At 45.0% G+C, this 26755-nt stretch carries 23 protein-coding genes; 9 read left to right on the forward strand and 14 right to left on the reverse strand.

The features are described 5' to 3' along the window. Window positions 1-69 precede the first annotated feature (69 nt). On the forward strand, window positions 70-1065 hold the full coding sequence (locus tag QGN29_RS03815; RefSeq protein WP_310799351.1) for an NADP-dependent oxidoreductase: 996 nt from the start codon (window positions 70-72) through the stop codon (window positions 1063-1065). Here the strand turns inward: QGN29_RS03815 and QGN29_RS03820 are convergent. The 5 genes from QGN29_RS03820 to QGN29_RS03840 all read right to left on the reverse strand — a co-directional run bounded on the left by QGN29_RS03820 (window position 1062) and on the right by QGN29_RS03840 (window position 8111). Further along, window positions 1062-2636: an FAD-binding oxidoreductase gene (locus tag QGN29_RS03820; RefSeq protein ID WP_310799352.1), complete on the reverse strand. Its 1575-nt coding sequence runs from the start codon at window positions 2634-2636 to the stop codon at window positions 1062-1064. The genes QGN29_RS03815 and QGN29_RS03820 overlap by 4 nt on opposite strands. 8 nt (window positions 2637-2644) lie before the next feature. Beyond that, window positions 2645-3901: a TRAP transporter large permease gene (locus QGN29_RS03825; RefSeq protein WP_310799353.1), complete on the reverse strand. Its 1257-nt coding sequence runs from the start codon at window positions 3899-3901 to the stop codon at window positions 2645-2647. Beyond that, a complete protein-coding gene (locus QGN29_RS03830) occupies window positions 3898-4428 on the reverse strand; it encodes a TRAP transporter small permease (protein WP_310799354.1) in 531 nt (176 codons plus the stop codon). The genes QGN29_RS03825 and QGN29_RS03830 overlap by 4 nt, the downstream gene beginning before the upstream one ends. Beyond that, on the reverse strand, window positions 4428-5480 hold the full coding sequence (locus tag QGN29_RS03835; RefSeq protein WP_310799355.1) for a TRAP transporter substrate-binding protein: 1053 nt from the start codon (window positions 5478-5480) through the stop codon (window positions 4428-4430). The genes QGN29_RS03830 and QGN29_RS03835 overlap by 1 nt, the downstream gene beginning before the upstream one ends. A gap of 72 nt (window positions 5481-5552) precedes the next feature. Further along, the gene (locus QGN29_RS03840; protein WP_310799356.1) at window positions 5553-8111 is read right to left on the reverse strand and encodes a TonB-dependent receptor; all 2559 of its coding nucleotides are present in this window, start codon (window positions 8109-8111) and stop codon (window positions 5553-5555) included. 330 nt (window positions 8112-8441) lie between these two features. On the opposite strand from QGN29_RS03840, the gene QGN29_RS03845 reads away from it, so the two are divergent. Then, window positions 8442-9278 carry a hypothetical protein gene (locus QGN29_RS03845; RefSeq protein ID WP_310799357.1) on the forward strand — a complete coding sequence of 279 codons (837 nt, stop codon included), beginning with the start codon at window positions 8442-8444 and terminating at the stop codon, window positions 9276-9278. Here QGN29_RS03845 and QGN29_RS03850 read toward each other — a convergent pair. Genes QGN29_RS03850 through QGN29_RS03870 form a run of 5 tightly spaced genes read right to left on the reverse strand, consistent with a single transcriptional unit; the run spans window position 9275 to window position 14214 of the window. Next, window positions 9275-10678 (reverse strand): sodium/proline symporter, encoded by a 1404-nt coding sequence (locus QGN29_RS03850; RefSeq protein ID WP_310799358.1) that lies wholly within the window; start codon window positions 10676-10678, stop codon window positions 9275-9277. The genes QGN29_RS03845 and QGN29_RS03850 overlap by 4 nt on opposite strands. An 11-nt stretch (window positions 10679-10689) precedes the next feature. Further along, window positions 10690-11406: a DUF3108 domain-containing protein gene (locus QGN29_RS03855; protein WP_310799359.1), complete on the reverse strand. Its 717-nt coding sequence runs from the start codon at window positions 11404-11406 to the stop codon at window positions 10690-10692. 19 nt (window positions 11407-11425) lie between these two features. Beyond that, window positions 11426-12229, reverse strand: coding sequence for an alpha/beta fold hydrolase (locus QGN29_RS03860; protein ID WP_310799360.1), 804 nt, complete (start codon window positions 12227-12229; stop codon window positions 11426-11428). A gap of 6 nt (window positions 12230-12235) precedes the next feature. Then, complete coding sequence (locus QGN29_RS03865; RefSeq protein WP_310799361.1) at window positions 12236-13261, reverse strand: alpha/beta hydrolase family protein; 1026 nt, start codon at window positions 13259-13261, stop codon at window positions 12236-12238. After that, window positions 13258-14214, reverse strand: coding sequence for an alpha/beta fold hydrolase (locus QGN29_RS03870; RefSeq protein WP_310799362.1), 957 nt, complete (start codon window positions 14212-14214; stop codon window positions 13258-13260). Before QGN29_RS03870 ends, QGN29_RS03865 begins: the two co-directional genes overlap by 4 nt. A gap of 88 nt (window positions 14215-14302) precedes the next feature. Here QGN29_RS03870 and QGN29_RS03875 point away from each other — a divergent pair, with 88 nt between their 5' ends. Further along, the gene (locus QGN29_RS03875) at window positions 14303-15250 is read left to right on the forward strand and encodes a hydroxymethylglutaryl-CoA lyase (RefSeq protein ID WP_310799363.1); all 948 of its coding nucleotides are present in this window, start codon (window positions 14303-14305) and stop codon (window positions 15248-15250) included. On the opposite strand, the gene QGN29_RS03880 is transcribed toward QGN29_RS03875, so the two are convergent. Further along, window positions 15247-16059 carry a hypothetical protein gene (locus QGN29_RS03880; protein ID WP_310799364.1) on the reverse strand — a complete coding sequence of 271 codons (813 nt, stop codon included), beginning with the start codon at window positions 16057-16059 and terminating at the stop codon, window positions 15247-15249. The genes QGN29_RS03875 and QGN29_RS03880 overlap by 4 nt on opposite strands. A gap of 356 nt (window positions 16060-16415) precedes the next feature. On the opposite strand from QGN29_RS03880, the gene QGN29_RS03885 reads away from it, so the two are divergent. Further along, on the forward strand, window positions 16416-19088 hold the full coding sequence (locus QGN29_RS03885) for a TonB-dependent receptor (protein ID WP_310799365.1): 2673 nt from the start codon (window positions 16416-16418) through the stop codon (window positions 19086-19088). Between the two features lie 156 nt (window positions 19089-19244). Here the strand turns inward: QGN29_RS03885 and QGN29_RS03890 are convergent, their stop codons facing one another. Together QGN29_RS03890 and QGN29_RS03895 are read right to left on the reverse strand one after the other, a co-directional pair. Further along, window positions 19245-20369 carry a Rieske 2Fe-2S domain-containing protein gene (locus tag QGN29_RS03890; RefSeq protein WP_310799366.1) on the reverse strand — a complete coding sequence of 375 codons (1125 nt, stop codon included), beginning with the start codon at window positions 20367-20369 and terminating at the stop codon, window positions 19245-19247. Between the two features lie 87 nt (window positions 20370-20456). Beyond that, window positions 20457-21509: a dienelactone hydrolase family protein gene (locus QGN29_RS03895; RefSeq protein WP_310799367.1), complete on the reverse strand. Its 1053-nt coding sequence runs from the start codon at window positions 21507-21509 to the stop codon at window positions 20457-20459. A 230-nt stretch (window positions 21510-21739) separates the two neighbouring features. Between QGN29_RS03895 and QGN29_RS03900 the strand changes: the two genes are divergently transcribed. The 5 genes from QGN29_RS03900 to leuD are packed head-to-tail and all read left to right on the forward strand — an operon-like array spanning window position 21740 to window position 26245. Continuing rightward, the gene (locus QGN29_RS03900) at window positions 21740-22411 is read left to right on the forward strand and encodes an isochorismatase family protein (protein WP_375164676.1); all 672 of its coding nucleotides are present in this window, start codon (window positions 21740-21742) and stop codon (window positions 22409-22411) included. A gap of 1 nt (window position 22412) precedes the next feature. After that, window positions 22413-23342, forward strand: coding sequence for a polysaccharide deacetylase family protein (locus tag QGN29_RS03905; protein WP_310799369.1), 930 nt, complete (start codon window positions 22413-22415; stop codon window positions 23340-23342). Next, window positions 23339-24262: a polysaccharide deacetylase family protein gene (locus QGN29_RS03910; protein WP_310799370.1), complete on the forward strand. Its 924-nt coding sequence runs from the start codon at window positions 23339-23341 to the stop codon at window positions 24260-24262. The genes QGN29_RS03905 and QGN29_RS03910 overlap by 4 nt, the downstream gene beginning before the upstream one ends. 7 nt (window positions 24263-24269) lie before the next feature. Continuing rightward, on the forward strand, window positions 24270-25658 hold the full coding sequence (locus QGN29_RS03915) for a 3-isopropylmalate dehydratase large subunit (protein ID WP_310799371.1): 1389 nt from the start codon (window positions 24270-24272) through the stop codon (window positions 25656-25658). Beyond that, window positions 25658-26245: a 3-isopropylmalate dehydratase small subunit gene (gene leuD, locus QGN29_RS03920; protein WP_310799372.1), complete on the forward strand. Its 588-nt coding sequence runs from the start codon at window positions 25658-25660 to the stop codon at window positions 26243-26245. The genes QGN29_RS03915 and leuD overlap by 1 nt, the downstream gene beginning before the upstream one ends. 21 nt (window positions 26246-26266) lie before the next feature. On the opposite strand, the gene QGN29_RS03925 is transcribed toward leuD, so the two are convergent. Then, on the reverse strand, window positions 26267-26740 hold the full coding sequence (locus QGN29_RS03925; RefSeq protein WP_310799373.1) for a flavin reductase family protein: 474 nt from the start codon (window positions 26738-26740) through the stop codon (window positions 26267-26269). Window positions 26741-26755 lie beyond the last annotated feature (15 nt).

Below are 26755 nucleotides of genomic sequence, written 5' to 3' on the forward strand. Positions count from 1 at the left end.
ACAATGATTCTCTTTATAATCTGTTTAAACTATCATGTCATAGAGCTATATCAATAGAGGAACAGAGCCATGACGATCACTCAACAAATCATTCTCAAATCACGGCCAGAAGGCCGCCCGACGGAAGACAATTTTGAATTGATAGAATGCCCCCTCAAAGCGCCACAAGACGGTGAAGTCCTTTGCAAAAACCTCTTTTTATCTCTGGACCCTTATATGCGTAGCCAGATTGCAGGTCGGCATATCTCTGGAGCAATTCCAGAAGGGGGTATATTGCTCGGCGAAACAGTAGCTGAAGTCATAGAAAGTAACAACGCCTCCTATACAGTCGGTGATCGCATACTCATTCAAGGGGGGTGGCAAACTTATACAGTTTTAAAGCCTGAAAGTGCTCGCCCTATTGATCCCCGCATCGCCCCTGCATCGTTGGCACTTGGCGTGCTTGGCATGCCCGGGTTAACCGCTTATGCAGGCATTCAATATTTAGCTGAGGCCAAAAAAGGGGATACCCTTGTTGTGTCCGCTGCCTCTGGTGCTGTCGGGTCAATGGTGGGTCAATTTGCCAAAACTAAAGGCTGTCATGTGATCGGGATAGCCGGGTCAAAAGAAAAATGTGACTGGCTTGTAAAAGAGGCGGGCTTCGATGCCTGTATCAACTATAAAGAAAACTCGGTTGCTGATGAAATTGATCGCTTATGCTCAAAAGGGGTGGATATCTATTTTGACAATGTAGGCGGCCCCATACTTGATGATATAATGTGGCGGCTTGCAGTGGGTGCGCGTGTTGTTTTATGCGGCTTAATGGCACAAATTAACAGTGAAGATCGACCTGCGGGGCCAAACCCAGCGACCATCATCAAAGCGCGTGCAACTGTTCGCGGTCTCGTTGTCTATGATTTTTGGGATAAAATGCCTGAAATGGTTGACTGTTTTGCTCCCCTTATTGCGGCAAATAAACTTAAATTTATAGAAGATATTAGCGTTGGAATTGATCAAGCGCCGGTTGCTTTTGCCCGCCTCATGCGCGGCGAAAATTACGGCAAGACAATCATCAAACTAGGCTAAAGGCCAAGAACACCAGGATTAATCAATCCCTTTGGATCAAGAGATTTCTTCAAATTTTTTACGAGAGCAAAAGTCGCAGGATCCAAACTTTGGTGATATGGATAGGTGCGTCCGATTTGCAGATGAGTGCTGCCCATCTCTTGATATATTTTTAGAGCATGGTTTTTAAGTTCTTGAACAAGAGCCCTTGCATCAGGCCGATCTCCGAAATCCGTAAACCTTTTTAGCACTGATTTCTCAACGGTGCGCTTTTGAATTTCTTCCAATTTATCGGGCCAGAAAAAAACCAATTCTACAACACTGATGTTACTGCTGACAGTGGCAAAGAGATATCCAATTTCAATGCCATGCTCTTTAATAGCCTTCTCATGCGAACTAAAGGCCTTATTCAATTCATGCACACAGTCTATAGCTTTTGAATGGGGCACAAGACCATGGACTGGCAGCCACCGCTCGCCCTGAGGTCCAACCATATTATTGAGGGGCACAAAAGGATTCGCTCTCACGATTTGTGGGATTGAATTCTCCACAGCAAGACCGCCTGCGTTCTCAGCAATTTTCTCAATGGCATGGATTGCATCTTTTGCCCCCTGTTGACTGTGAGATTCTGTAGAGAAGTTATAAGCGTAAATGACATCTTCCATATAACGGCGGCCAGCAAAGGCAATTTTAATCCCCTCCTTCATCGCAGAGAAGACCGAGCCGGACTTTTTCATCACATTACCAAGAGATTTTAGATCACGTGACATACTCTCCCGTTTCATGCGCTGGCCATGCAGAACTGGATCAAACCCAAAGCTTTCGCTTGCAAGACCGGCCCGTGCGACAGAAGATGCTGCTTCGAACATGCTGTCGACTGTGGGGAAGTTATAGGAGCAATGCGCGTCGTATTTAGGTTGCCTGATTAAACGTAGGGTTATAGTGGCCTTCACCCCAAGTGCGCCAGCGTCGCTGGTAAAAAGCCCTGTAAGATCGGGGCCATAGTGCCGCATAAACGGCGAACCACCTTTCACTGCAGCTGCGCCAGTTTTCATAATGGACCCATCTGCAAGAACGATTTCAAAGGCCAAAACACTATCCGCTGCTGTACCAAATTGGCCAGAGCCAAAGAAGATACTATTTTGACTCACACTACCACCCACCGTGGCATAAATGCCAGAAAGAGTTCCCCAGTAAGGCGTACGAAGACCCTTCTCCAGCAGATCTTCATATAAAGATTTCCACGTACAGCCAGCTTCTACTGTCACATACATATCTTCGCTATTCACCTCTATAATCCGATTCAGCCGCTGGGTATCGATGCTAAGAGATTTGCTGCTTTGTGGACAATAGCCATTTGTATAAGACATGCCACCGCCGCGTGGTAAAATGGCGACCCCAGCCTCAACAGCGAGTTTTACCACTTGTGCCAGCTCTTCCTTTGTATTCGGTTGAACAATGGCGCCTGTTAGGCTGTCTGAAATCCCCGACACATCTTGGGAAAAATATGCTCGCTCTGCTTCATCCACAATCACACAATCGTCCCCAACAAGGGCCGTTAAATCTTTTAGCAGGGAGGCAGGCAGTGACATAGACATCCTTAAACGAACATAAGAGATAAAGCGGGGACAAATGTGATGATTAACAGCCCTAACAACATGATGAGCAAGAAGGGTATCACGGATTTGGCAATCAACCAGAAATCTTCATTGAAGGCTGTCATCGCTACAATCAAGTTGAGACCTAGCGGCGGCGTTAAATAGCCAAGCTCTAAATTTGTAATCATAATGATCCCAAAGTGCACAGGATCAATATTTTGGGCTAACGCTAGAGGTAAGAGAAGTGGCGCGATGATTAAAATTGCAGAACCAATGTCCATGAAGGTTCCAACAATCAGCAGTAAAACAAGCGTGACAAGCAGAAACGTCACCGGATCAGAAATTAGCCCGCTCATCCAATGCACCAAATCATGGGGTAACTGTTCATATGACATGAAAGTATTGATTGATAGGGCCATCATCAATAGCGGGAAAAGGCTGCCCATCATCGTCGCTGTTTCTAAGGTCGTTCCTTTGAGATCGGACAGCGACATATCTTTGTGGATCAAAAATTCAACCAAAATAGCATAGGTTACAGCGACCGCAGCTGATTCTGTAGCTGTAAACCACCCTGCATAAATACCACCCAGAATGAGAACCGGCATAAACAGGGCGAAGATCCCCTCCTTAAGGGCTCCCAAAAAACTAGATAAATTGAAAGCTGCTCGTGGCTGATTCCTATTGATAATCACAGCGTAAATAACCATTAAGCCTGTCAGTAAGATGGCAGGACCAACCCCAGCTTTAAACAAATCAGCAATCGATGTCTCTGTCATCACACCGTATAGAATGAGCGGAATTGATGGAGGAACAATAATCCCAAGAGTTCCTGCAGCACAAAGCGCGCCAAGGGCAAATTTCTTGCTATAACCAGCGTCTAAGAGTGCTGGATACATTACAGACCCTACCGCAATCAACGTGACCGTACTGGATCCAGAAATAGCCGCAAAAAAAGCACAGGATAAGATGGTTGCTATTGCTAATCCGCCAGGGATTGGATTGGTTGCTTCCTGCATTATCTTGATCAGACGCCGTGCTATACTGCCCCGCGACATGATATTTCCTGCGAGAATGAAAAGAGGAATAGACAGCAGGACTTCTTGATCAGCAGCAGCCCAGACATCCAAGACTACATATGATAATTTGCCGTCTCCCCAAGCAAGATAACAAAAAGCTGCTGCAAAGCCGAGCATCACAACGATCCGTTGGCGTAAGATCAGCATGGCTGCTAGCGATGTCGTTAAGAAAAGAGCACTCATTGTTTAATGCCCTCCACTTCTGAGAGCGAAGGATTTGCCTCTAATTGAGGGCGCAGGTCTAAATATAGGCCGTAAATAGCATGACGAATACCCGCCACTAAGAAAACCAGGGGAATAAGAGCCTGCATAGGCCATACAGGCATTTGAAGCATGCGGGTGACTTCTTGTAATGCATATGTTTCCTGTACAACGCCAATAGCCACACCCGCAAAAGCAAGGCAAAAAGATGCAGTTAATAATTCTTGAATGCGCGTAATGACAGGATCCCATGCTGCTGGGAACCACTGATCTGCAAATTTAGGCCGCAAATGACGTCGTCCATCTGAGGCAAGGCCAAAACTTGCAAAAGCTGTCACAATCATTGCAAACACAGCAATCCGGGGCGCACCAATAATGCCAAGACCTGTGACTTTACGTGAAATGACATCTCCAACAATCACGAGGGTCATCACAATAAATGCAAACACTGTTAATGCCTTTTCAGCTCTTAGTGCGTAGATTAAAAACAGACCGGCAAGTCGATACATTAGGATGACCCCTTGCTCAATTGATGCTGCTCATAAGCCTTTTTGGCTTTCAGCATTGCGTCATAGATCATCTGTGATTGCCCCCCAACAGCCTTGATAATTTTCGTGTAATTATCCTGTGTTGCTTCTTGCCAAAGACGTCGATCTTTTTTTGACAATCTGTGGGTTGTCACCGCTTTATTTCCGGCAATTTTATTTTCTAAATAGCGAACCATACCCCTTACGCCCTGTCGTGCTGCATCGGAACTTGGAAACGATGTTTCAATTAACTCTCTGGTCTCTTTTGGGAGTGACATAAACCACTGATAATTTGCAACCACAATACCACTATCATAGGCATGTTGAGTGAGTGTAAGATGCGGTGCTTCTTTCCCTAGGCCCGTAACGCCATAGAGAACAATCCCGGTTTCACCGCCCTCAACCAATCCTGTCTGCAACGCAGGAATAAGATCTTGAAAAGACATTTGCAACATATCGCCGCCGATAGAGGTCATAAAGATTTGAGACGCCTTAGAAGCTTGAGAACGCATGCGATATCCTGCGGCATCTTCAGGGCGTACGATCGGTTTGCGGCCATACATATTAAGCCAGCCCACATCAACCCACCTTACAAGATAAAGGTTTTTCTTCGCAAAGAGAGGTCGGAATACATCTAGCATATGCGTGTCCATGATCCAGTCTAATTCTTCGGTGCTTTCAAAGAAAAAAGGGGCAAGAAGAACAGATAATTCTGGCACAACTGCCGCGCCGCCTGCCAGAGTAAATCCCCCAAACTGAATGCGATTGCGGCGTATATTGCTCATTGTGATAGGCTCGCCGCCTGTCTCACCGCGCACTAACAGCTTCACATGTGCACTGCCCTTTGAACGCGCCTCAGTATTTTTCTTAAACGTTTGCCAGTCTTTATCCCAGGGCGTTCCTGCTGCCGCAAAAGCACCGACAGTCATTTTTAAAGGACGCTTGTCTGTCTCGTCAGCCACAAGAGACTGCGACCCATTTAAGAGGAGGCCAATGAACCCAAGAATTTTTAGCAATGGCATAGGATGATGCATAAAATTATCTTACTTTGTTAAAACAAGAAAAGAGGGGCGACCCCCTCTTCTCAAAACTTTACTGTGTTTAGCTTAGAACTTCCAGCCGAGATTCACACCATAGGTGGCACCTTGGCGCGGTGAAAGGGCGAAAGATCTTTTGTAACTTTCATCCACATCAACGAAACGGAAAGCCCCCATGACACTGTCATCATCTGTGATATTCTTGCCCCAAATCTTGATGGAAAGACTATCATTTTCAATGGTTAAATTCGCATCTACAAGGCTAGAAGCCCCCATGTATGCAAGGTTATGAACCTGAACGAATCTTTTACTCTCGTAGGAGATTCCAGCACTCAATGTCCAAGACCATTCATCGTTGATCTCACCTGTATACTGTGCGCTAGCATAGCCCTGCCATTTGGCTTGCCGCGGCAATTGATGGCCCACAATAGAACCAAGAAGAGACTGCAATGTCACATCTGTTGGATCCGCACATAGAGCAGCAGGAGCAGAGCCGCGCCCGCAAGCGGTAGAAATTGAGCCAGAGCTGGTCATGTCTGTCAACATCAACACGGCTTGGTTCAAGTCTGTCCCCTGAAGAACTTCACTATCGGTATAAGCAATGTTCGCGTTAATCATAAAGCCTGGCAAAGCAGCAGGTGCCAAAGTAACTTCTGCTTCAACACCAGTTAGGCGCACTTTACCAACATTTCTAATGGCTGTTCCTGTTTGCCCTGAAGACGCGACATAGGATTCTGTCAGTTGATAATCCTTGATTGTATTTCTAAAGAGCGACACGTTAAAGCGCGCTTGACGATCAAACAATTCCGTCTTAGCACCCAACTCCATAGACCAGTTGGTTTCCTCATCATACGTCGCAAGGCCATTTGAAGCAGCGAGCGTCCCATTTAGACCCCCCGGCTTAGTACCTTTCGCCGCAACCGCATATAAATTCACGTGATCAGAAACTTTATAAGCTGCAGAAAAACGAGGCGTGAAACTCTTGAATGTCACTGCTGCAGGATCGTCAATAGATCCGACACCACCCGCAACATTAACAATATTGCCTGCTGTGTCATACGTCACATCACGAGTCCAGCTGATACGATTAATAGTTTCTTCAGCATAGCGTGCTTCAACCGTGATCTTTAAATCATCCGTGAGATGCCGTTCTATACTGGCGAAAATCGCCTTATTTTCTAAGTCGCTGTTGGTCTTCCCATTGTCTGTCGTAATGGTAAAGTTAGGCGGCCCAAAAAACCCGAACTCAAGCGCAGCTCCGCAAGGAAGGAATGGAATGCCACCTGCGGCACAATAATCTGCAAAACGACCCGTTTGAAGGGCATAGCTTTCACCAATAGCCTCACCAAATCGCTCTGGGAATGGCTGCGTTCCACGACTTGAACTATCATAATTCAAATAATAGAGGCCCATAACTGCGTTGGTTCTCTCTCCTGCATATCTCAATGTCATCTCATGAGAATAATCTTTAGATATCTCGTTGCTATGCGTTGTGAAATTAGAGGCACTGGTTACAGTTGAATGACCATATGCCCATGGTCCACCCGGGAAGAATTGGAAGAAAGGCGCGATAAAAAAGTTACTTGTTGAATAACTCTCAGCTTGATAATCCGAATCATAAGCGTCATTGCGCTCTGTATGGTTAAAGCCGTAGATATACTTCATGCTCCAACTATCATTCAGCTCATAATTGGCCGTTAAACTGGTTTGCCATTTTTCTGCTCGACGATAGCCTGGCTCGTTCAATGCACGAACATCGTCAAAACTAACAGGGCGATCTAGTAATTCACCGCAGAAATATCGGCTCTGGCCTAGATAAAAAGACCCTGTATCCTGAAAACAATTATTCTCAGTGGAGTCTGTATTTGCAATGGCAATATGTTCATCATCAGACTTTAAATAACTGGCACGCAGTCGCACATCCAATTTATCATTCACTTGCCAAAAAAGAACACCTGAATAAGAAGTAGATTCGATTCCCCCGACTTTACGTCCATCATATTGGTTCACAAAGTCTCCGTCGGCTTTATATTTTCTTGCCATAAAGCTACCGGATAGATTTTCAGAGAGAGGACCTCTTAGAGCGACAGATGCCTCAAAAAGATCATTGCTGCCAAAGCCGACTTTAGCAGAGCCACTAAACTCATCTGAAGGGCCTTTGGTAATGATGTTGATAGCGCCTGAATATGTATTCCGACCATACAGTGCTGACTGCGGGCCTTTAACAACTTCGATGCGTTCTACCTGGTCCAGGTCATAATCAAGGAGTGAGCCGTTGATATAAACACCATCTACAAAATAAGAAACACCAGAGGAACCAAGAATATTTGCTTGTCCCCGAATAACAGGACGGTCATCAGCACGACCAAATTCACTATCCAGTGAGAGGCCTGCTGTGCGCTTTGCAATCTCATCGATGGACACCAAATTTGCGCGCTCTATTGAATTAGCAGTAAAGGCCGTAATAGCAACGGGCGCTTCTTGAATATTCTCACTTCTTTTTCTTGCTGTCACAATGATCTCTTCAAGCATCAGCTCTTCATCATCTTGAGCTGCAACAGTCGTTGTGCCCGAAAAAGCACTGGTGATTATGACTGTTGAGCAAAGCAATCTAGTCTTAAATTTCATGGTTCCCTCCAAAATTACGACACTTTCCTATTCATCACTTCATCAAATTGAAACATCCAACCCTACTTGGGATGATTCATGAAATAATACTCGCATTAAGGTTATCTCCAATATTTCAGGAAACACTGACATAGATCAAATATGCTAGAGCTATTTCTGTGTAATCCTTAATTTTGTTGCAAAATTGCAGCATTTATCCTTAACTTCGCACCTCAAGGAAGACAGGCTTGAGGCCGCGTTTTTCTATGTGTATAAACAATTAAAAAGGTCTTTATGAACAGCAAGTCTCCATTGATACCCCAATTAGGACCCGTGTTAATGGGAACAATCGTGACAAAGGATTTTGATTTTGTTGTCTCTGCTTATGTAGAATTTCTGCATTTAACTGTTGTAGAAGAAGGAACACTTTCGACTGATTTTGTAGAAATGGTTGCAGCCCCAGATCTCATCGATCATAGGTTTGCAGTTCTTGCAAATACAAAGGGACACGCATGGCTGCGTATTATTGAGGATACTCACGCACAAAGACCCTCGCCCTTAAAATCTACCGGATGGATTGCACTAGAAGTTCTGGTTGAAGACGTGGACACATTAGCTCGTTCACTTGAAGGGTCTCCTTTTAAACAGCTGAGGCCAGTCGCCAACCTTGAAATGAGTGATTTAATACGTGCTGTTCAAATCGAAGGTCCTGCAGGAGAAGTCCTTTATCTCACACAGATTAAAGCAGAAGTCCCCCCTTTCAAGTTACCCCTAGCCACTTGTGCAGTGGATCATCTTTTCATTCCTATCCTTGCTAGCCATGATAGACAAAAGACGCTTGAAATTTATGAAGACCTCTCTCAAACTAACGGAATGTCTTTTGACACCAAAATCACTGTCATTAATCAAATCTATGGATATGATCTAGACCAACAACATCCCGTTGCCGTCATACAATTGGCAGGGAATACCTTAGTTGAAATTGACGAGATACCTTCGGCAGAGCCCCCCAAGCGTAGTCAGCGCAGAATGCCGGCAGGAATAGCGATGATCTCTTTTGCGCAGGCTAAACTGCCTCAGGGCAACGCCCCTTTGTTTGACGTAAGCGGTGCAGCCTATGCTCCCAAATCAAAAGCCTGTGTGATTTCTGGAGCAAGCGGTGAATTAATTGAACTGGTCTCTGTTTAAGACCGCCGTCTAAATCCGTAAAGGATCACCAGTCCTAGAATGAAGGGTGCCAGTCTCTCGAGCCAGTCCCCTGGCATATTCGGTTGTGAAAATAAATAAACCGCACATCCAAAACCTGAAGCAATGGCTAGGAAAGCACCCCTAGCCCTAAAGTCCACCCCTGCTAATCGCATAATTATGAGAGGCCCAAAAGCCGCGCCGAGTGCATTCCATGCAAAGAGGACGCGATTAAAGATCGAGGCTTCAAACTGTATAGCCACCCATATTGAAAGAGCTGTTACAGCGACAATCGCAAGTCTAGAGACCAAAACTTCCCGATCTTTAAATCGTTGAGAAAGTCCCAGGTCATGTGAAAAAATACCTGCCGCAACCAAGAGCATACTGTCCGCCGTTGACATGACAGCTGACAATACTGCCGCAAGAATAATTCCTCCTAAAACAGAAGGGAAGAGGACGGCAGTTAGCTCAAAAAAGATATTTTCTGGATTGTTTAAATCGGGAAGGATTGCGTGCCCCATCAGCCCTAATAGGCACATACCAAAGAAAACAAAAGCATACCATCCAATGCCAAGAATAGCTGCTTGATTGATGGCCTTATCATCTTTCATGGCCATAAACCTTGCCTGTAGATGAGGCTGCCCCAAAGCGCCAAGCCCCACGGCAAGATTGCCAATGATAAGCCCTACCAAGGCTAGGCCCATCGATTGTCCAGAGAGTGTCAACGCTGAAGGCTCATATATTTTTTCTAAGCTGACCCAAAACCCACCCATGTCAGAAAGTGTTATAAAAGCAGCAACCGGCATAATGATGGCCGCCAAAAACATCAAAATTCCTTGCAAAGTGTCTGTGAGACTGACAGCCCAAAATCCACCAAGCATAGTATAAAGAAGAATAACCACCCCTCCCAATAGAATGCTTTCACTGGCCTGCATGTCAAAGGTCAACGCAAAAGTATTCCCAGCTCCTTGAAATTGAGATGCTATATAAAAAATAAAACTGACCAAAATTATTAAACTCGACAGCAAAACGATGGCCTTCTTTAGAGGGCCATCCGCGCCGAAAGAAAGGAAATCAGTTAAGGTCAGAATTTTATGCTCTTTAGAAAATCGACGCATTCGCGGCGCGACCCAAATCCAAGCCAGGGCACTGCCTAGGACTGCTCCAGCAGCAATCCAGATAGCAGGCAATCCGATGGTATACGCGAGGCCACTCATCCCTAATAATGTCCATGCTGAGGCAGCGCTCGCCGAATAACTGATCGCCCCAACCAAAGGACCCAGACTGCGTCCACCAAGAAGCATATCTTCTTGACTTTTCATCCTTTTAGACGCCCAAAATCCAATACCGATTAAGAGAATTTTGTAAAAAATCAGTGTGATCAATACCACAGACGTATTCATGGATGTCTTCCTTAGTCCCGCGTGACTTCTACTAACTCATAGTGAGTTTGCATATAACCCCCAACCCCTGCTTTTAGAAAAAGGTAATCATCATCCGCTGTGCACCAAACATCATAGGGCGGATGTTCTTCCGGTAATTCCCCAGCTGTATCAGTGACTTGGAAATGACGGGCTTTGAATGTGCCTGCCTTAACTGTCACATCTTCTTCGCCTAAATAAACGATAGAAAACCCAGCTTTAAAGAGAAGGGGTCCAGTGGCACCGCGATGATCTGGTGATGTTAAATACATATCATCCATGCGCTGCTTGCCCGCTCCTTTTGTCAAATCATAGCGACGCATCAAAATACTATCGCCGCAAATTGGGTGAGATTGAAGCCAGCGAACAGGGCGCTCAAGTTCGATTTTTTGACTGATTCGACCATCTCTGTGATTAATGCTTTCAAGTTCAGCCGTTGTGTCAGTGAATCGCATCCAGCCTGACCCCTCAAACCGATCTCCAACGCTTAAGCGAACGCTACAATCAAGTGGGCTTGCATCTTCTTTGAAGGCCATAACGATATCGCGTATCACATTCGGACTATCATCAATTTCACAATGTGCATGCATGACTTCGACCCCATCAGCTTGCCGAGTGATTGTGAAGTATTCTCTACCCCGCTCCTGATCCATACGGTCTGGTTTTTTACTGGTATATTGGATGGTTCCGCGAATTGTTTTATGGGGCATTGGTAAATTCCATTTCTCTTTACTGCGCACTATGTGCCTTTAAAAACACTGAGCAAAGCCGCTCAATATCATCAACTTTTTTATCAAAAATATAGCCATCTCCGCCAATAATTTCCGCTTGCTCTGCACCTTTAAGGGCCCGAACAACAGGTGCCACAGCTGGGTAGAGGATATCAAGTGTCCCGGCGAAAACAAGAGTGGGGCATTGAACAGCTGGCAGGCGTTCAATCAAGGCATAATCACTAGCTGCCAAATAAGTATGCTGATAATGGTCCCCTAAAGAGAGTGCACTTTGGACTTCCCGTTCAATCACGGCGGCGGGCAATGTGCCGTCTTTGTCTTTATTCACAATTCGCTGCCACATTTTTTTATGATGGGCACCATCTTTTTCATAAGGAATTGTATACGATATTGTTGGAAGTAATGCCTTCAAATCCTCTGTTATAAGAGCTGGTCCAGAAAGGATAAGGCTGGCTATCGCTTCTGGGTAAGAGACTGCAAGTTCAATAGCAACAGACGTCCCCGTATGATGCCCTAAAATATGCACGGGGCCTTTACACACATCTTCTATGACAGGCCAAATGCAGGCCGCGAAATCCTCTATGGACGTTGCTTGGGCCATCTCACTTTCGCCAAACCCTGGTAAATCTATAGCAACGCAGAAAAAGTCATTGCACAATAAGTCCATTAAAGCCTCAAACATACCACCGTGGCTTGGAACCTGATGCAACAGAATGAGAGTAGGGTTTTTTGGGCTCCCCATTTTGCGTATATGGATTGCCCCGTCACGACCTTGTAAATATGCTTTTGTCAACTTTTTCACGTGTTATTATCGCTTTGTCACTCTAGAAAAATCAGCCGTTACTTGTTGTAATTTTTCGCTATCTATAAAAGCTTTAGCCGCCGGTTTCTGTTTTAAATAGGCATCCAAAAAAGCCGTCGTTGTTGCCCTTACCATTTTTAATGCATCCTGTTGAGGCGCTTCATTACGATCGAGCCGGCATATCAAGTTGCCAAGATAATGATCAGCGCCCTCTGTTACTAATAAATAATTTTCTCCTTCAGGTGCATTGCGATAGCTCAATGTGTGTAAAGTCCATTCCCGAAAGAATGAGGCATCCATATCCCATGTACCCGTTGTGACAAGTTGGGGCTTCTTCATGCTATCCCAACTTTGCTGATCAATCATGTCAAACATTGGCCCAGGCGGGCTAAGGGCGACAATAGCTTTGATACGAGCATCATATGCTGTGAGCCGCTCCCCTCCAGTGGGGTCTGCAGCATCAGCGCCCCCCATCATTTGAGCGGCAAAAGCCCCAAAACTATGTCCCGTTGCTGCAACAAGATCTGCGTTAACCTTCCCTTTCAATGCGGGGAGTTTTTCTTCTATGGTTTCAAGATTGTCTAACAGTAGGATTAAATCCTGAGGGCGTTGTTTCAACACACCATCTTGTCCATAGCGCAGCATAGCTGAAATGCCATTCACCATCCCCCCGGCATCAAGATGATCAGGGGATAAGACCACATAACCATGACTGACCCAATGCATGATCACCCGGTCATAAGAATGACGGTCAGAAAAATTGCCGTGCGAAAAAACAAGAAGAGGAAAACGTCCTTCTTCTTTTGGAAAATATACAGAAACATTTAATCCATCCACTTTGAGAGATGAAATTTTTTGTGGCGTATAAAGGCCTGCCTCTATGCCGTAAACACTGCTCAAATCTAGGCCAGCACCTAAGGGCCTGGCCTCTGGGAAAACAAGAGGATCGGGTTTAAAGAAAACCATATAGCTTCCATAACTCAAGACTATGACCGCAAGGAATGTTAAACCAATGCCTTTCACCCATTTCATCTCTCGTACTCCTGTGCTTGTATAAAGTCTTTCACATCTTCTAGAGGCTTATCTATCTTTTCTACTGGGGTCATATGGCCCGACCCTGGATAAATCTTCACTGTTACTGACGCACTGCCTTTTGAAATTAATTCGTAGAATTGATCCGCCTGAGCAACAGGTAACTGAACATTTTTTTCCCCCCACATCAAGAGGGTGGGCATGGTCAATTGAGGTAATACTGTCGCTGTATCATGAGATTTAAAGTCCTGCATGCGGCCAACAATTCCTTCACGTGTCCCTTTATTTCTAAAGGAAACCTGAAAATGATTCCTGAAAATATCCCCCGTATCATTATCGCCCGATAGCCAATTCACAAAAGCATCAAGAGCAGAGTCAGGTAAATAGCGCAAAATCCAATATGCCCAGTCAGGGGCTGTTGCACTGCCTTTTTTATCATAGCCTTCCAGGCCCCCTGGATTTACTAAAATCAATTTTTCTACGGAAAGCGGATTGGCCGCTGCATAATTAAAGACAGTCGCCCCTCCCATCGATGACCCCACAAGAATAGCTCGCTTAACCCCGTGATGATCCATAATTCCCTGCAAAGTTTTCATGGTTGCCTTCAGAGAATAATCTCCTGAGGTGGCTTGAGATGAAAGGCCATGCCCTGCAACATCAAAACGAATCACTGGATTCGTTTTTGCTAACTCAGCCGCCCAATCATCCCACATAGCCATATCAAAAAACATGGAATGAACAAGAATGACCGCTGGACCCGTTTTATCTTCCCCTTGGTAGCGATATGCTATGGAGGCATCCTCAATCTGAGCATATCGAATTCCACTGTCTTTATAGAGGCTTCGAGCATCGGTTGCACGATAAGCAATGGCCCCATAGATGGCATAAAAAGCAATCAACCCAATCAGTGTTAAAAACCCTCTTTTAGTCCATTTCCAAATCGATTTACCCATGACATACTTCCCTTGCTGGACATTTACTTATTCTTATGTATAAAAATATGAATGATATATCAATAATACATTTGACGGAGATAGGCAAATGGCTGCTTTTGACATTGAAATCAGTGAGGTTGGTCCAAGAGATGGGTTACAATCTATTCAAACCATCATGCCCTTAGAAGCAAAAAAGGCGTGGATCAAAGCTGAATTTGAAGCAGGTGTTCCGGAAATAGAAGTAGGGTCTTTCGTCCCGGCAAAACTTTTACCGCAAATGGCTGACACAGCTGCTCTCGTTGACTATGCTCGCACCTTAGAAGGATTAACAATTGCAGCCCTTGTGCCCAATTTCAGAGGCGCTCAAAACGCCATAGACGCAGGCGCTCATAAAATAAGCATACCTCTGTCTGTAAGCGAAACTCATAGCCTTAAAAATGTCAACCGGACCCATGATCAAATGATTGAAGAAGTCACAAAGATTGCAGCTTACATTCAATCTCTTCCGAAAGAAAAACAACCTTTCTTTGAGGGCAGCCTTTCAACGGCATTTGGTTGTACTATAGAAGGCCCGATAGCAACTCAAAAAGTCACTGAAATTGCAGAGCGATTGATGAAGGCCGGGGTAAATGAAGTTGGCTTGTCTGACACGACCGGCTATGCAACTCCAAACCATTTAGTGACCCTCATTAAAGCCGTAAAATCAGCCGTTGGTGAAGAAAATTTAACAGGGTTGCACCTTCATAATACACGCGGCGTAGGCCTTGCCAATGTTGTGGTAGCTCTCGAAAATGGCATCACCACATTCGATGCCTCCTTAGGGGGTCTTGGCGGTTGTCCTTTTGCGCCTGGCGCAAGTGGTAATATTGTCACCGAAGATTTGGTATACATGCTTGATAGTATGGGTCTCAAGACCGGCATTGACCTGGAAAAATTATGTGCGGTGCGCGACATTGTCCAAAAAGCGCTTCCTCAAGAAGAGCTCTATGGTTTCTTACCCCATGCTGGCTTACCGAAAGGCTATCCTAAGGGCTATCAAACGACGTCTTCCTAGCGCGGTAAATGTGCAGCTTTCAAATAACGATCATTTTTGGGGTCAGAACTGACATAACCCCCGGCACGATAAATAGGTCCAAAAAATCGAATACGCCGAGCAGCGGGCGTTTGCTCTGTAGACCAAAAAGGGGGCATGCGCATACCGATGGTGCAGCCTATCAAGGCAAGCGTTTGCAGCGCTATCACCACCATATAAGACTGGTATAGGCCCATATATATCAGACACAGAGTCACATTGGGAATATGTGAAGCGAAAGTTTTAAGCGGAATAGAATACGGGCTATCATGTTCAGGGGAGATATATATATCCCAGTATAAGTCCTGCCACGCCCACTGAATGAACCCAAGTAATGACCAGGCAAATATAATTTGTCCCCAAAGAGGCCAATCTGCGCCAACTGTTAGGGACAAATGCCAGACCATCATAATCACTTGTCCCATGGCAAGGCCCCATATCAACCCAAAGGGGATTTGACTAAGAAGATGGATTTTTCGGTCAAACCGGATGGTATATCTGACCCAAATAAACCAATAAGCGAAAAGAATGAAACCTGTTATGCCTGTTGTCCAGAGAAGCCAGGATTGATTGGTAAGCTGGGCTTCAGTCCAAAGAGGACTGCTTAAGATAAACGCTTGTGTGCCAGTAAGAGCGGAAAGGCCAAAACAAAAACTAAAATAGAGAAAGGCCCTAATCCAAGACGCCGTTGGACTATAGTGATGAGAATCACTGCCTTTATATTTATATAAATATATCCCCAGCAAAAGTATAAAGCCAAGACCATTTGCTCCATTCAAATACGCAATCATTCTTCTATTCCCCCTAAGTCAAGCAATGACCATCCTCCTCTTTTCCAGCTGTCTGTAAAGCTCTTATGGGCGAGTCTTTCCAGTCATTGGAGACCTGAAAATTACCGTTAAAACCGTGTTTTTTATACAACAATAAATCCAATATTTTATAAGATATTGAATTTAAACGAAATTTACTGATTGATCATAATGACCTATCAATATATCATTAGTATATTAAAAAAGTATGGAGTAGTTAAGAAATATCTGCCTCAAAGCAGGATATTTAGGGAAAATTTTAGAGTCTCTTTTTGATCTATAAAATAAAAAATGATCAAGAGAGTCTATAGCAAGGGAAGCCTTAGGGAGAAGAGTCAGTGTCGAGCAAAAAACATCTGTTAATGTCCACATGTATGGGGGCAGCATTATTATCAACAGGTCATCAAGCGGTTGTCGCTCAGGACGATGAAGAATTTGTCCTTGAAGAAATTATTGTAACCGCGCGCCTTCGCGAAGAGACGCTTCAGGATACACCTCTATCCATCACTGCGATGACTGGGGATGCTCTTGAAAAACGTGGTATCACTGATATTCGTGAGATGATGAACCAAGTCCCAGGTGTGTATTTTACAAATCAGGGTGGGCCAGGACTTGGCAACGTTTCAATGCGCGGCCTTTCACAAGGATCTCTTATTGGAGATGAAGCCAATGTCGCAACTTTCGTAGACGGCTTTTATTGGGCTGGTCGAATTGCTTTTGACGCCTTCATCGATGGGATGGAACGCGTAGAAGTGGTGCGTGGTCCTCAGTCTGCGCTTTACGGACGCAACTCCTTTTCAGGAGCTGTAAACTATATTACCAAAAAGCCAAATATGACAGATACCGAAGGCGGCTTTAAGCTTTCTGTAGGAGAACATGGCCGGCGCATCGCTGGCTTTAACTATTCCGGCCCTCTTGTAGAAGATAAAGTAGCGGTACGCATTGATGCGACACATATGGAAACAGGTGGTTCGTGGGTGAATCCGACGAATGAGGAACGCTTGAATGATGCCAATTCAGAAAATATTCGGGCGCAAATTCGCTTCACACCAAGTGAAACTGTGACTGTTGATTATGCCTTCACCTATGTTGACCGCAAAACAACGGATCAGCCTCTATACGGTATTCCATACAATGAGATGGATAGTGGATATAAATTTGATTTTATCACTTTTAACTATCGGAACCATAAAGTTCAGAATCCTGAAAATCGTCCGTCTAACGATCTAGATCGCTATTCTTCAGACTTGGTTGGATCCACATATGATGTGAAACGGCATACGTTAAAAATTGATTGGGAAGCTGATAATTTCCTAATGTCTGCCCTTATCGCCCATACAGATGAAGAAATTTCAACAATTTCTGACGCAACTTATGGTCTGGGTGGTGAGCCAATCTTAACAACTTTGCTTGAGTTGCCCTCTGCTGAGTTGTTCCCAGGAGGACCGGTTGTTCCAACAGGCGCCCCACCGGTTTCCTTTGGCAATGGTCCGATGCCCGTAGATTTGGACGGCAATTTCATCCCAGATCTATTCCCAGTGATTGGCGGTCAGCCAAATCAATCACGGAAAGATTTCTCTGGGGAGCTTCGCTTCCAGTCTATCAATGATGGGCCTTTACAGTGGGCATTTGGTGGTTTCTTTGCTCGCCTGAAATATGATGACCGTCTTGAGACTGGATATGATATTGATGCAGCCACAATGGATGCCGCGGTGAACTGGGTTCCTACAGGGCCAGGTTTCCCAGCGTATCTTATTAATGCGGGTATTATCCCTGCGACTTATAGCTGCAACCCAATGCCACCTTTCACTGGTTGCATGGGGCCACCTGCTCTTGTGGACACATGGGGGGTAGAAAACGGTCAGGTGCAATTGCTTCAGGATAAATATTTCGTCAACGAAGAAACCTCTGTTTTCCTCTCGCTTGATTACGAAATTTCCGACCGCACCAGTGTTACCGTAGAAGGGCGTTACACTTGGGAAGATCGCTACATGGAAGACCGTGTGGAAGTGACCCGTTTGTATGATGCTTCTTTCTCTAGTCCAATTGAAAAAAGCTATAAGACCTTTACGCCGCGTGTCATTCTAGATCACAAAGTGAATGAGGACACTTTCCTCTATGCTATTGCAGGGAAAGGCGCGAAGGCAGGGGGTGTGCAGCCATCTGCTACAGCAGGTCGGACTTTCTATGATCCAGAAACGAACTGGACATATGAAGTGGGAACTAAGCTCACCTTGCTTGATGGTCACATGAACCTAAATATGGCTGCTTTCTTTGTTGACTGGACAGATATGCAGCTACGTGAAAATGTTGGTCTTGATAATATCGTGACTAACCTTGGTCAGGCTGAAGTTAAAGGTTTTGAAATTATGGGGGCTTGGAAAGTCCACCAAAATGTTCAATTCCGTTTCGGATATACCTATCAAGATGGCAAAATTACAGAAGGCTCAACTGCCAGTGCAGCGGGCTATTGTGATATACCACATCTCGAGAAATCTCGTGTTGATATTTCATCAACACAAGCCGGATTATTGTACACATCAGGAAACGGTGCGAGTTGTGGTCTTGAGATGAATCCTGTAACAGTATCGCCGTTTGCACCGCCAGTGGTCATTCCTTTTGTATCAACAGGTTCTATCCTTGTCACAACTGGAAATATCGCAGGCAACCGCATGTCGAATGCACCAAAGCATACGGCGACACTTGGATTTGATATTGACATTCCTATCAATGATGAGTTGTCCTTCTTCACGATCACAGACTTGAATTATCGGTCACAAACCTATCTTGATTTTGATAACTGGGTCACAATCCCAAGTGTCACACTCTTGAGTGCTCAGGTTGGTATTCAGGCTGAAAACTGGAGGTTTGCTGTTTGGGCGAACAACCTGACTAACAATGATACACCGATTGCGGCCATCCGTAACTTCAGTATCCTTGGTCAGCAGGGTGCCGGTGTACAGCATCGCGAAAAGCGCATGTTTGGTGCTACTTTCAGCTACACCTTCTAAGAGGTCCATCCATAGCAAAAAAGAAAAGGGGGCTCTATGCCTCCTTTTTTTATAGTGCTGAAGCCTATTAGGGGCTGAAGTCAGCATTGAAGGAACCGGTCATAAAAAAACCCACCCTAACTTGGGTGGGTTTCAACTTTTCTCTCACAGAAAAGGTTATTCTGAAGCTTCCAAGAGAGGAATGGTGGGTATAATCCATCCCTTCGGGTTTTCTCTCCTGGCGGGAGAGGGAATAACACACGCGCGTTTTCCTTTGAATTCTTTGTAATAAGTCTCCAGATCTATTTCCCAACCCTTCTTCTTGAGTGCTTTGAATTTTTTGCGCGCATCCATCATTAAGACATCGCACTGAACTGACATTTCTTCAGCCAATTTTTCAGGCACCATTTCAGGGCGGATTTTCTCAACCACCACCTGATCCTGCTCAAAAATACTATAAGTTCTTTTCCTAGCATCAAAATCCCACATGGCACTCTTGAAGAAATTACGAATGGCGATGAAATAGGTTTTCGTTGTATTTTCATCCACAGGGATATTCACATCAAAAATAATCATCTTCCAACTGGCTGTTATATTCACTTCAAGACGAAGCATCGACCCTGAAACATGATAGCCGGGACTGGCTTCCACACCTTTTGATGCGGCTGCCTTTTTATTCCTCAGAGATGCCCAAAGGCCTTTAGGGCGCGGCGGTTTATACAGATGACGGGCCCGTGCGCCCCATTCATGGGGTTCGAGGTCAATGTGATTGATTTCTCCTTCGTCCGGATCCCCAAATGCAGGGTGTACATAGGGTGCATGGCCAAAATCAAGACCATTTTCTAAAACTCGCTCATAGTTAGCATTCCACTCCCATGTACCGCGCACCATCCCCCAATCACTGCCAATGAATTCATACTCTGGAAATTCTGGAATGGGGGGACGTTCTTCTTCTGGAAGGTCACCGAGGAAAACCCATACCCAGCCATATCTTATTTCTACAGGATAGCTATCGACCCGGGCACGATTAGGAATTTTTGCATCCTCACCAGCCGCAGGAATTTTCAGACATGCCCCCGTATGACCAAACTGCCATCCATGGTAGGGGCACGCTACATGGCCGTCGCGGACAACACCGCCGGAAAGAGAAGCGCCTTTATGAGGGCAAATATCAGAAAGACAAACCACACGTCCCTCTCCATCCCTAAAGACAACTAAATCTTGACCCAAAATCTTTACTTTGACGGGGTCCTCTTTGATATTGGCTTCTTCTTCGGCCACATACCACATATTAATCAGCATTGCTGTTTACTCCTGTAAAACATCGACTTGTATTATATCTCGTACGCTAATGACTTAATGTTAGATCATTAATTAAAGGGTTACTTCTTATTCTTCTTGCTTCTGCCATGTCTTGATCAGAAAACTATGAAAATCAATCCATGATTGTTCCTTGGTCGGTCTATGTTCACCCATGGTATAGCCGCTTTGATCCGCACATCCAAGCAGAGCTCTGATGGCACCAAGTTTACTATCCATTGACTGGCCTGTCGTCTGTTCTATGGTTTGGCCATCTTTCATCCATTTCATTTCACAGTCTTTAGTGACCCAGGCCCCTTCATCAAAGGCCATAGGCTTTGGCAGCTCCCAGCCATGAGCAGCTCCCGGATAAACGATGAGGCTCGAGTGAATATTATAGCTCTTTAATTTTTTCCTAAATGACTGACATCTCTTGACAGACATACTTTCATCCTTCTCGCCCATCATGATCAAGACAGGAGATCCTTCTGGACGGAAATCTTCAAAGTCAAATGAACACCCCGCATAAAAAGAGGCATAAGCAGAAAACCGAGGCCCTTCTTTGCCAAGAATATTTTCAAGGACAGGTTCAAACATAAGATAGAGGGCTGACGCTGCACCAAGAGAAAATCCTGTGACGGCTATCTTATCACCGTGAATAAAGGGATGATTTTGCAAGGCTTTAAGTGCCATAGCCCCGTCCGCAATCTGTGTAAATATAGGCGCTTTATTCAGTCTATCAGTATAACTATCTGAATAGTTTAACTCTCTGGCTTGAAATGTCTCTATAGACAGCGCTGCTATACCATGCCGCGCCAACCTATTGGCAAGATAAAGGCTACGCCCAGACCATTCGCCGCCCGATCCATGTAAAATAACCACCGCAGGCACTTTATTTTCAGAAGATGCCAATTCCGGGAGGACTAGAATCCCGCCTGATGTTTGCTGGACACTCTCATTGCCGCCTGCCTGTATCTCCATGCCAGACATTGCATTAAAGGAAGGAAAACCTACTTTTCCATCAGGATGGTGTTCGAAATCTGTTACGCTGTATACATCCACAGTCAACTCTGCCTCAGGCCATAGTGCGTAGACACCGTAAGCTGCCAAGAGCAGAATGATTAGTTTGACTATTTTAAACATAGGATGCTCCACAGAAAGCCATCAATAGTTTTCGCATATCTCATCAGCTAGACGAATTCTCTCTTGCCAAGATAAATTGAATAGATATAATGATATATGATTATAACAATGTAAAGCTTTTAGTGGATCTAGCCATCAGTTTTGATGATTTATATCATATCAGATGTGATATAGATATTGATATAAAGTCCCATAATATGAGGAAAGAGGAGAGCAGCGTGGAAAGCACCATGCAAACAAGTGATAAAACAGCCCGTGAAATCTTTGAAGAAGTGATGGCAAATCCCGCCCGTAGTAAATTTGGGTTTGGGGAAAAACTTGCTATTATCAATGTTGACCCTCAAAAAAGTTATACACGGCCAGATCTCTTCCCTAAAACAGCTTATATTACTGATCCTAATCAGATGACCCATATTAACACCATTTCTACCATGGCTCGGGATAAAGGACTTCCTGTTGTATGGACGCATGTTGCTTACATGGAAAATGCTGCAGATGCTGGTGTTTGGGGTACGCGCACAGATACGCCAGATAGTTTGCAAAATATCAAATATGGTTCTGAACGACATGCCTTTGATGATCGTGTTGACATTCACGAAGACGTGGATCCAGTCTATACAAAACGGATGCCTTCTGCATTTTTTGAAACACCCTTACAGACCTTTTTAACGTGGCATAAAGTGGATACCCTTGTTCTGACGGGTGGCTCAACATCAGGCTGTATAAGAGCAACTGCTGTTGACAGTCTTTCAAGAGGCTATCGTACGATTATCCCGGTAGAATGCGTCGCTGACAAGCACGAGAGTTATCATTTTGCAAACCTTACTGATCTTCAACTGAAATACGCTGATGTTGTCGATGTTCAAGACGTTAAAGACTGGCTAATAGCCTATGAGGGGTAGTATGAAGCCTGATCCAGAACTCTATGACTATTGGCCTTATAAAAACCGACCAAAAATTGTTTGGCCGGAGGGGAAAAAGGTTGCTTTTTGGGTCGCACCTAATATTGAATTCTATGAGTTAAATCCTCCTGTTAACCCACAAAGAAAAGCATGGCCAAGACCCTACCCTGATATAACACCATACAGCTATAGAGATCACGGCAATCGTGTGGGCCACTGGCGGCTGATGGACATCATGGACGAATTCGGCATCAGAGGATCTGTTTCTCTGTCTGTGGCCATGTGTCAGCACCATCCTGAGATTGTTGAGGCGTGTCAAAACCGTAACTGGGAATTTTTCAGCCATGGCATATATAACACCCGCTATATTTACGGCATGGATGAAGACCAAGAACGTTCCATCCTCGAGGACAGTATCAAAACAGTTGAGGCCGCGACAGGGCAGCGGATCAAGGGCTACCTAGCCCCCGCTCTTACCCATACAGAAAAGACCATTGATTTGCTCGCTGAGTATGATTTTTGGTATAGTTGTGACCTGTTTCAAGATGATCAACCGCAACCTTTGATCACAAGTCACTCTGATAAAAAACTCATCTCAATGCCCTATTCCCTAGAGGTGAATGACCATTATGCTTTCAATGTATACGGCCAAAGCGCCCGACAATATGCAGACTTACTCAAGCGACAATTCGACCAACTCTTAGAGGAAGGCGCAGAGAGTGGCACCGTCATGTGCATTCCCCTACATGCTTATTTAATAGGCCGCAGTCACCGGATTGGTCCCTTTAGAGAGGTTCTCGATTACATCACAGCACATAAGGATGATGTCTGGGTCACAACCGCTGCTGAAATTGCTGAATTTTATCGCGAGACCTATTATGACACCGCTGTTGAAGACATCAAAAAATACAAGAAGGGAGTCTCAGTATGACCCTTCCTAAAAATTATCTTACCTATGAAAATCGTCGCCATGGAATGGATCACGACCTATACTCTTTTTCACCTCTCTTTGACAGGGCGCCAGTGACTTGGCCTTCTTCTAAAAAGGTTGCGCTCTGGATAACGGTTGCGCTCGAATATTTCCCGCTTGTCCCGAATGAGGGGCCCTTTAAAGCACCGGGACATATGGTGACACCTTACCCAGACTACCGCACATATACCACACGTGATTATGGCAATCGAGTTGGGATATTTCGTATTCTTAAAGTCCTTGAGACTTTGGGAATTAAAGCCTCTATCCCTATGAATGCTGCTCTTGCTGAGCGCTATCCCTCTTTACTGTCTGAGATTGTAGCGGGGGGACATGAAATTGTTGCGCACAGCATAGACATGAACAGCCTGCATTACGGTGGCATGGATATTGATGTCGAAAGAAGTCAGATAACACAATCACTGGACACTCTTCGAACTCTTTCTGGTCAGTCGATAACAGGATGGGTTTCTCCTGCACGCAGTCAAAGTGAAAACACGCTGGCTCTCTTAGCAGAAGCCGGTCTTGCCTATCAAGCAGACTGGGTCAATGATGATATGCCCTATGTCATGAAGACTGATAAGGGAAAGATCGTCTCTATGCCACACACTATGGAACTAGAAGACAGGCATCTTTTGGTCAATCTGGGCCAGAATGAAGATGTCTATCAGGAACAAATTCTAGAAGCATTCGATTGTTTCCAAAAAGAATCATCTTCACACGGGGGGCGTCTCCTGCATCTAAATTTGACGCCCTATGTGATCGGGCAACCGTGGCGCATACAAGCGTTGAAACAAGTCTTAAAGTCCCTCATAGACTCGAATGACATTTGGACAGCCACAGGGCATGAGATTATGTCCTGCTGGAAAGAGCAACAATAGGAAACCAATGAGTCATACTCTCTTTGATAAAATATGGGATCAACATTGTATTGCCCCCCTGAAAGATGGCAGCGATCTCATCTATATAGATCGTCTCCTCCTGCATGAACGGACAGGCAGTGTCGCCTTAAAGGCGGTAGAAGAAGATGGACGATCCATTGCTAATCCTGCTCATGTTTTCTGTGTCATGGACCACATTCTAGATACTTATGAAGACCGAAGTGACCAAACAACAATGCCAAGCGGGACAGACTTCATTCAATCCCACCGCATGAGCGCCGTAAAATATAACCTGCCCCTATTTGATGTGAATGACGAAACACAGGGAATTGTTCATGTGATATCCCCCGAACAGGCCATTGTTCTACCTGGCTTAACGGTTGTTTGCCCTGACAGTCATACCTGCACACAAGGCGCGTTTGGGGCGCTGGCTTGGGGGATTGGCAGTACACAAGCCGAACATGCCTTAGTCACTGAAACATTATCCCTGACAAAACCAAATTCGATGCGGATCACTCTTGAAGGCTCGCCACAAGACGGTGTAACAGCAAAAGATATTGTTCTTGCTCTTATCGGTTCTCTTTCAGCGGGCGGTGCTGTTGGGTATGTGGTAGAATTTGCTGGACCAGTTGTTGAAGAGATGGACATGGAAGCGCGGATGACGCTCTGCAATATGGCAGTAGAGTTCTCAGCCTTCACGGCTCTGATTGCACCTGATCAAAAAACCTTCGACTACCTCAAGGCTGGCCCTTATGCCCCAAAGGGAAAAGAGTGGAAGGAGGCCTGCAAAAACTGGCTAGCCTTAAAATCTGAAGAGAATGCTGTCTTTGATCAAGAGATCACTTTCGATGTTTCTGCTCTTCTGCCGTCAATTACCTGGGGGACAAGTCCTGAGCATATGATTGCGTTGAGTAGCCCTGTCCCGTCTGCAACAGACTCCTCTACTCAAAGAGCGCTCGATTATATGGGCTTAAACGAAGGTGACCTGCTGACGGAATACTCGATTGATGCAGCCTTTATAGGATCTTGCACCAACAGTCGAATCAGTGATTTAAGACGGGCGGCCACAATCATTAAGGGGCGAAAAGTTGCCGACGGTGTTACGGCGATCGTTGTACCGGGGTCTATGAAAGTAAGAGCACAGGCGGAAAAGGAAGGGATCGATAAAATTTTTAAAGAAGCAGGGTTTGAATGGCGAAAACCCGGATGCTCCATGTGTTTTTATGCTGGTGGTGAACATTTTGGTTTCCAGGAGCGAGTCATAACGACAACCAATCGAAATTTCGAGAGCCGACAAGGACCAAAAACTCGGTCACATCTTGCGAGTCCTGAAACCGTCGCTGCTTCTGCCCTAATGGGCAAAATAATAGCCGCGTCTATGCTGGAAGATCTGTGATGGAAAAATTTACCACATGTACAAGCCTTGCTGCACCTTTGATAAGAGATAACATTGATACAGATGCTATCATCCCGTCCAGAGAAATGAAGCGCGTTTCTAAAAAAGGCTTATCAGTAGGCTTGTTTGCAGGCTGGCGCTATCTGGATCAAAAAAGGCGGACGCCAGACCCTGATTTTATTCTCAACCAAGCCATCTATAGTCAATCCAAAATCCTTTTATCAGGGAAGAATTTTGGGTGTGGCTCCAGTCGGGAACACGCTGTTTGGGCGCTTGCAGAATATGGGATTAAAGCAATCATTGCTCCAAGTTTTAGCAATATTTTTTACGGAAATTGTATTCGAAATGGCCTTTTACCTATTCGGCTTGATGCAGAGAAAATCTCTATACTTAGTAAAAAATCCAAGGCACTCTTCATAGACTTAGAAACACAAAAAGTCGACGCATACCCATTTGAGATTGAAGCTCAAAATAAAGAAATATTGCTGAATGGCTTGGATCAAATCACAATGACACAACACCATCAGCTTGCCATTGATGACTTTATTTCAAAAGATAGACTTGTTAGAAAATGGGCTCACCTGTAGCCCGAACAATACGGATCTCACTTACTCAGCCAGTTTTTGGTAACGGCCTTGACAGAAAACCAATGGTCTTGCTTCTTCATGAGCCATTTTTTCTACACGACCAACTATGATGATATGATCCCCGCCGTCAAAACAGTTCTCGAGGGAACATTCAAATCGAGCACAGACATGATCAAGAAGCGGAACCCCTCCTAGGCCCGGAAGACTGTCAACTTCCTTAAATTTGTCAAACCCTTTCCCTGCGAAATGATTGGACCACTGCTCTTGATCTTCTTTAAGGACATGGACAGCAAAATGAGAGCAGGTGGTGAATTCTTCAAAAACACCTGTGCTCTTATCTATGCTCCACAAGATGAGGGGTGGGTCCAATGACAGCGAGTTGAAACTGCTCACTGTCATACCGATTTTATTCCCGTCTTGATCAACGGTGGTGATGATGGTCACGCCCGTAGCATAACTGCCGAGGGCTTGACGAAATTCAATTGGATCAATCATGTGACTACTCTAAAA

Origin of the sequence: Temperatibacter marinus (genome assembly GCF_031598375.1) — a bacterium.
Taxonomy (GTDB): Bacteria; Pseudomonadota; Alphaproteobacteria; order Sphingomonadales; family Kordiimonadaceae; genus Temperatibacter; species Temperatibacter marinus.

Excerpts from the sequence above, each read along its gene's own strand:
- QGN29_RS03815 (WP_310799351.1), top strand. The coding sequence starts at position 70 with ATGACGATCACTCAACAAATCATTCTCAAATCACGGCCAGAAGGCCGC.
- QGN29_RS03820 (WP_310799352.1), bottom strand. The coding sequence starts at position 2,636 with ATGTCACTGCCTGCCTCCCTGCTAAAAGATTTAACGGCCCTTGTTGGG.
- QGN29_RS03825 (WP_310799353.1), bottom strand. The coding sequence starts at position 3,901 with ATGAGTGCTCTTTTCTTAACGACATCGCTAGCAGCCATGCTGATCTTA.
- QGN29_RS03830 (WP_310799354.1), bottom strand. The coding sequence starts at position 4,428 with ATGTATCGACTTGCCGGTCTGTTTTTAATCTACGCACTAAGAGCTGAA.
- QGN29_RS03835 (WP_310799355.1), bottom strand. The coding sequence starts at position 5,480 with ATGCATCATCCTATGCCATTGCTAAAAATTCTTGGGTTCATTGGCCTC.
- QGN29_RS03840 (WP_310799356.1), bottom strand. The coding sequence starts at position 8,111 with ATGAAATTTAAGACTAGATTGCTTTGCTCAACAGTCATAATCACCAGT.
- QGN29_RS03850 (WP_310799358.1), bottom strand. The coding sequence starts at position 10,678 with ATGAATACGTCTGTGGTATTGATCACACTGATTTTTTACAAAATTCTC.
- QGN29_RS03855 (WP_310799359.1), bottom strand. The coding sequence starts at position 11,406 with ATGCCCCATAAAACAATTCGCGGAACCATCCAATATACCAGTAAAAAA.
- QGN29_RS03865 (WP_310799361.1), bottom strand. The coding sequence starts at position 13,261 with ATGAAATGGGTGAAAGGCATTGGTTTAACATTCCTTGCGGTCATAGTC.
- QGN29_RS03870 (WP_310799362.1), bottom strand. The coding sequence starts at position 14,214 with ATGGGTAAATCGATTTGGAAATGGACTAAAAGAGGGTTTTTAACACTG.
- QGN29_RS03875 (WP_310799363.1), top strand. The coding sequence starts at position 14,303 with ATGGCTGCTTTTGACATTGAAATCAGTGAGGTTGGTCCAAGAGATGGG.
- QGN29_RS03880 (WP_310799364.1), bottom strand. The coding sequence starts at position 16,059 with ATGATTGCGTATTTGAATGGAGCAAATGGTCTTGGCTTTATACTTTTG.
- QGN29_RS03890 (WP_310799366.1), bottom strand. The coding sequence starts at position 20,369 with ATGCTGATTAATATGTGGTATGTGGCCGAAGAAGAAGCCAATATCAAA.
- QGN29_RS03895 (WP_310799367.1), bottom strand. The coding sequence starts at position 21,509 with ATGTTTAAAATAGTCAAACTAATCATTCTGCTCTTGGCAGCTTACGGT.
- QGN29_RS03900 (WP_375164676.1), top strand. The coding sequence starts at position 21,740 with ATGCAAACAAGTGATAAAACAGCCCGTGAAATCTTTGAAGAAGTGATG.
- QGN29_RS03905 (WP_310799369.1), top strand. The coding sequence starts at position 22,413 with ATGAAGCCTGATCCAGAACTCTATGACTATTGGCCTTATAAAAACCGA.
- QGN29_RS03910 (WP_310799370.1), top strand. The coding sequence starts at position 23,339 with ATGACCCTTCCTAAAAATTATCTTACCTATGAAAATCGTCGCCATGGA.
- QGN29_RS03915 (WP_310799371.1), top strand. The coding sequence starts at position 24,270 with ATGAGTCATACTCTCTTTGATAAAATATGGGATCAACATTGTATTGCC.
- leuD (WP_310799372.1), top strand. The coding sequence starts at position 25,658 with ATGGAAAAATTTACCACATGTACAAGCCTTGCTGCACCTTTGATAAGA.
- QGN29_RS03925 (WP_310799373.1), bottom strand. The coding sequence starts at position 26,740 with ATGATTGATCCAATTGAATTTCGTCAAGCCCTCGGCAGTTATGCTACG.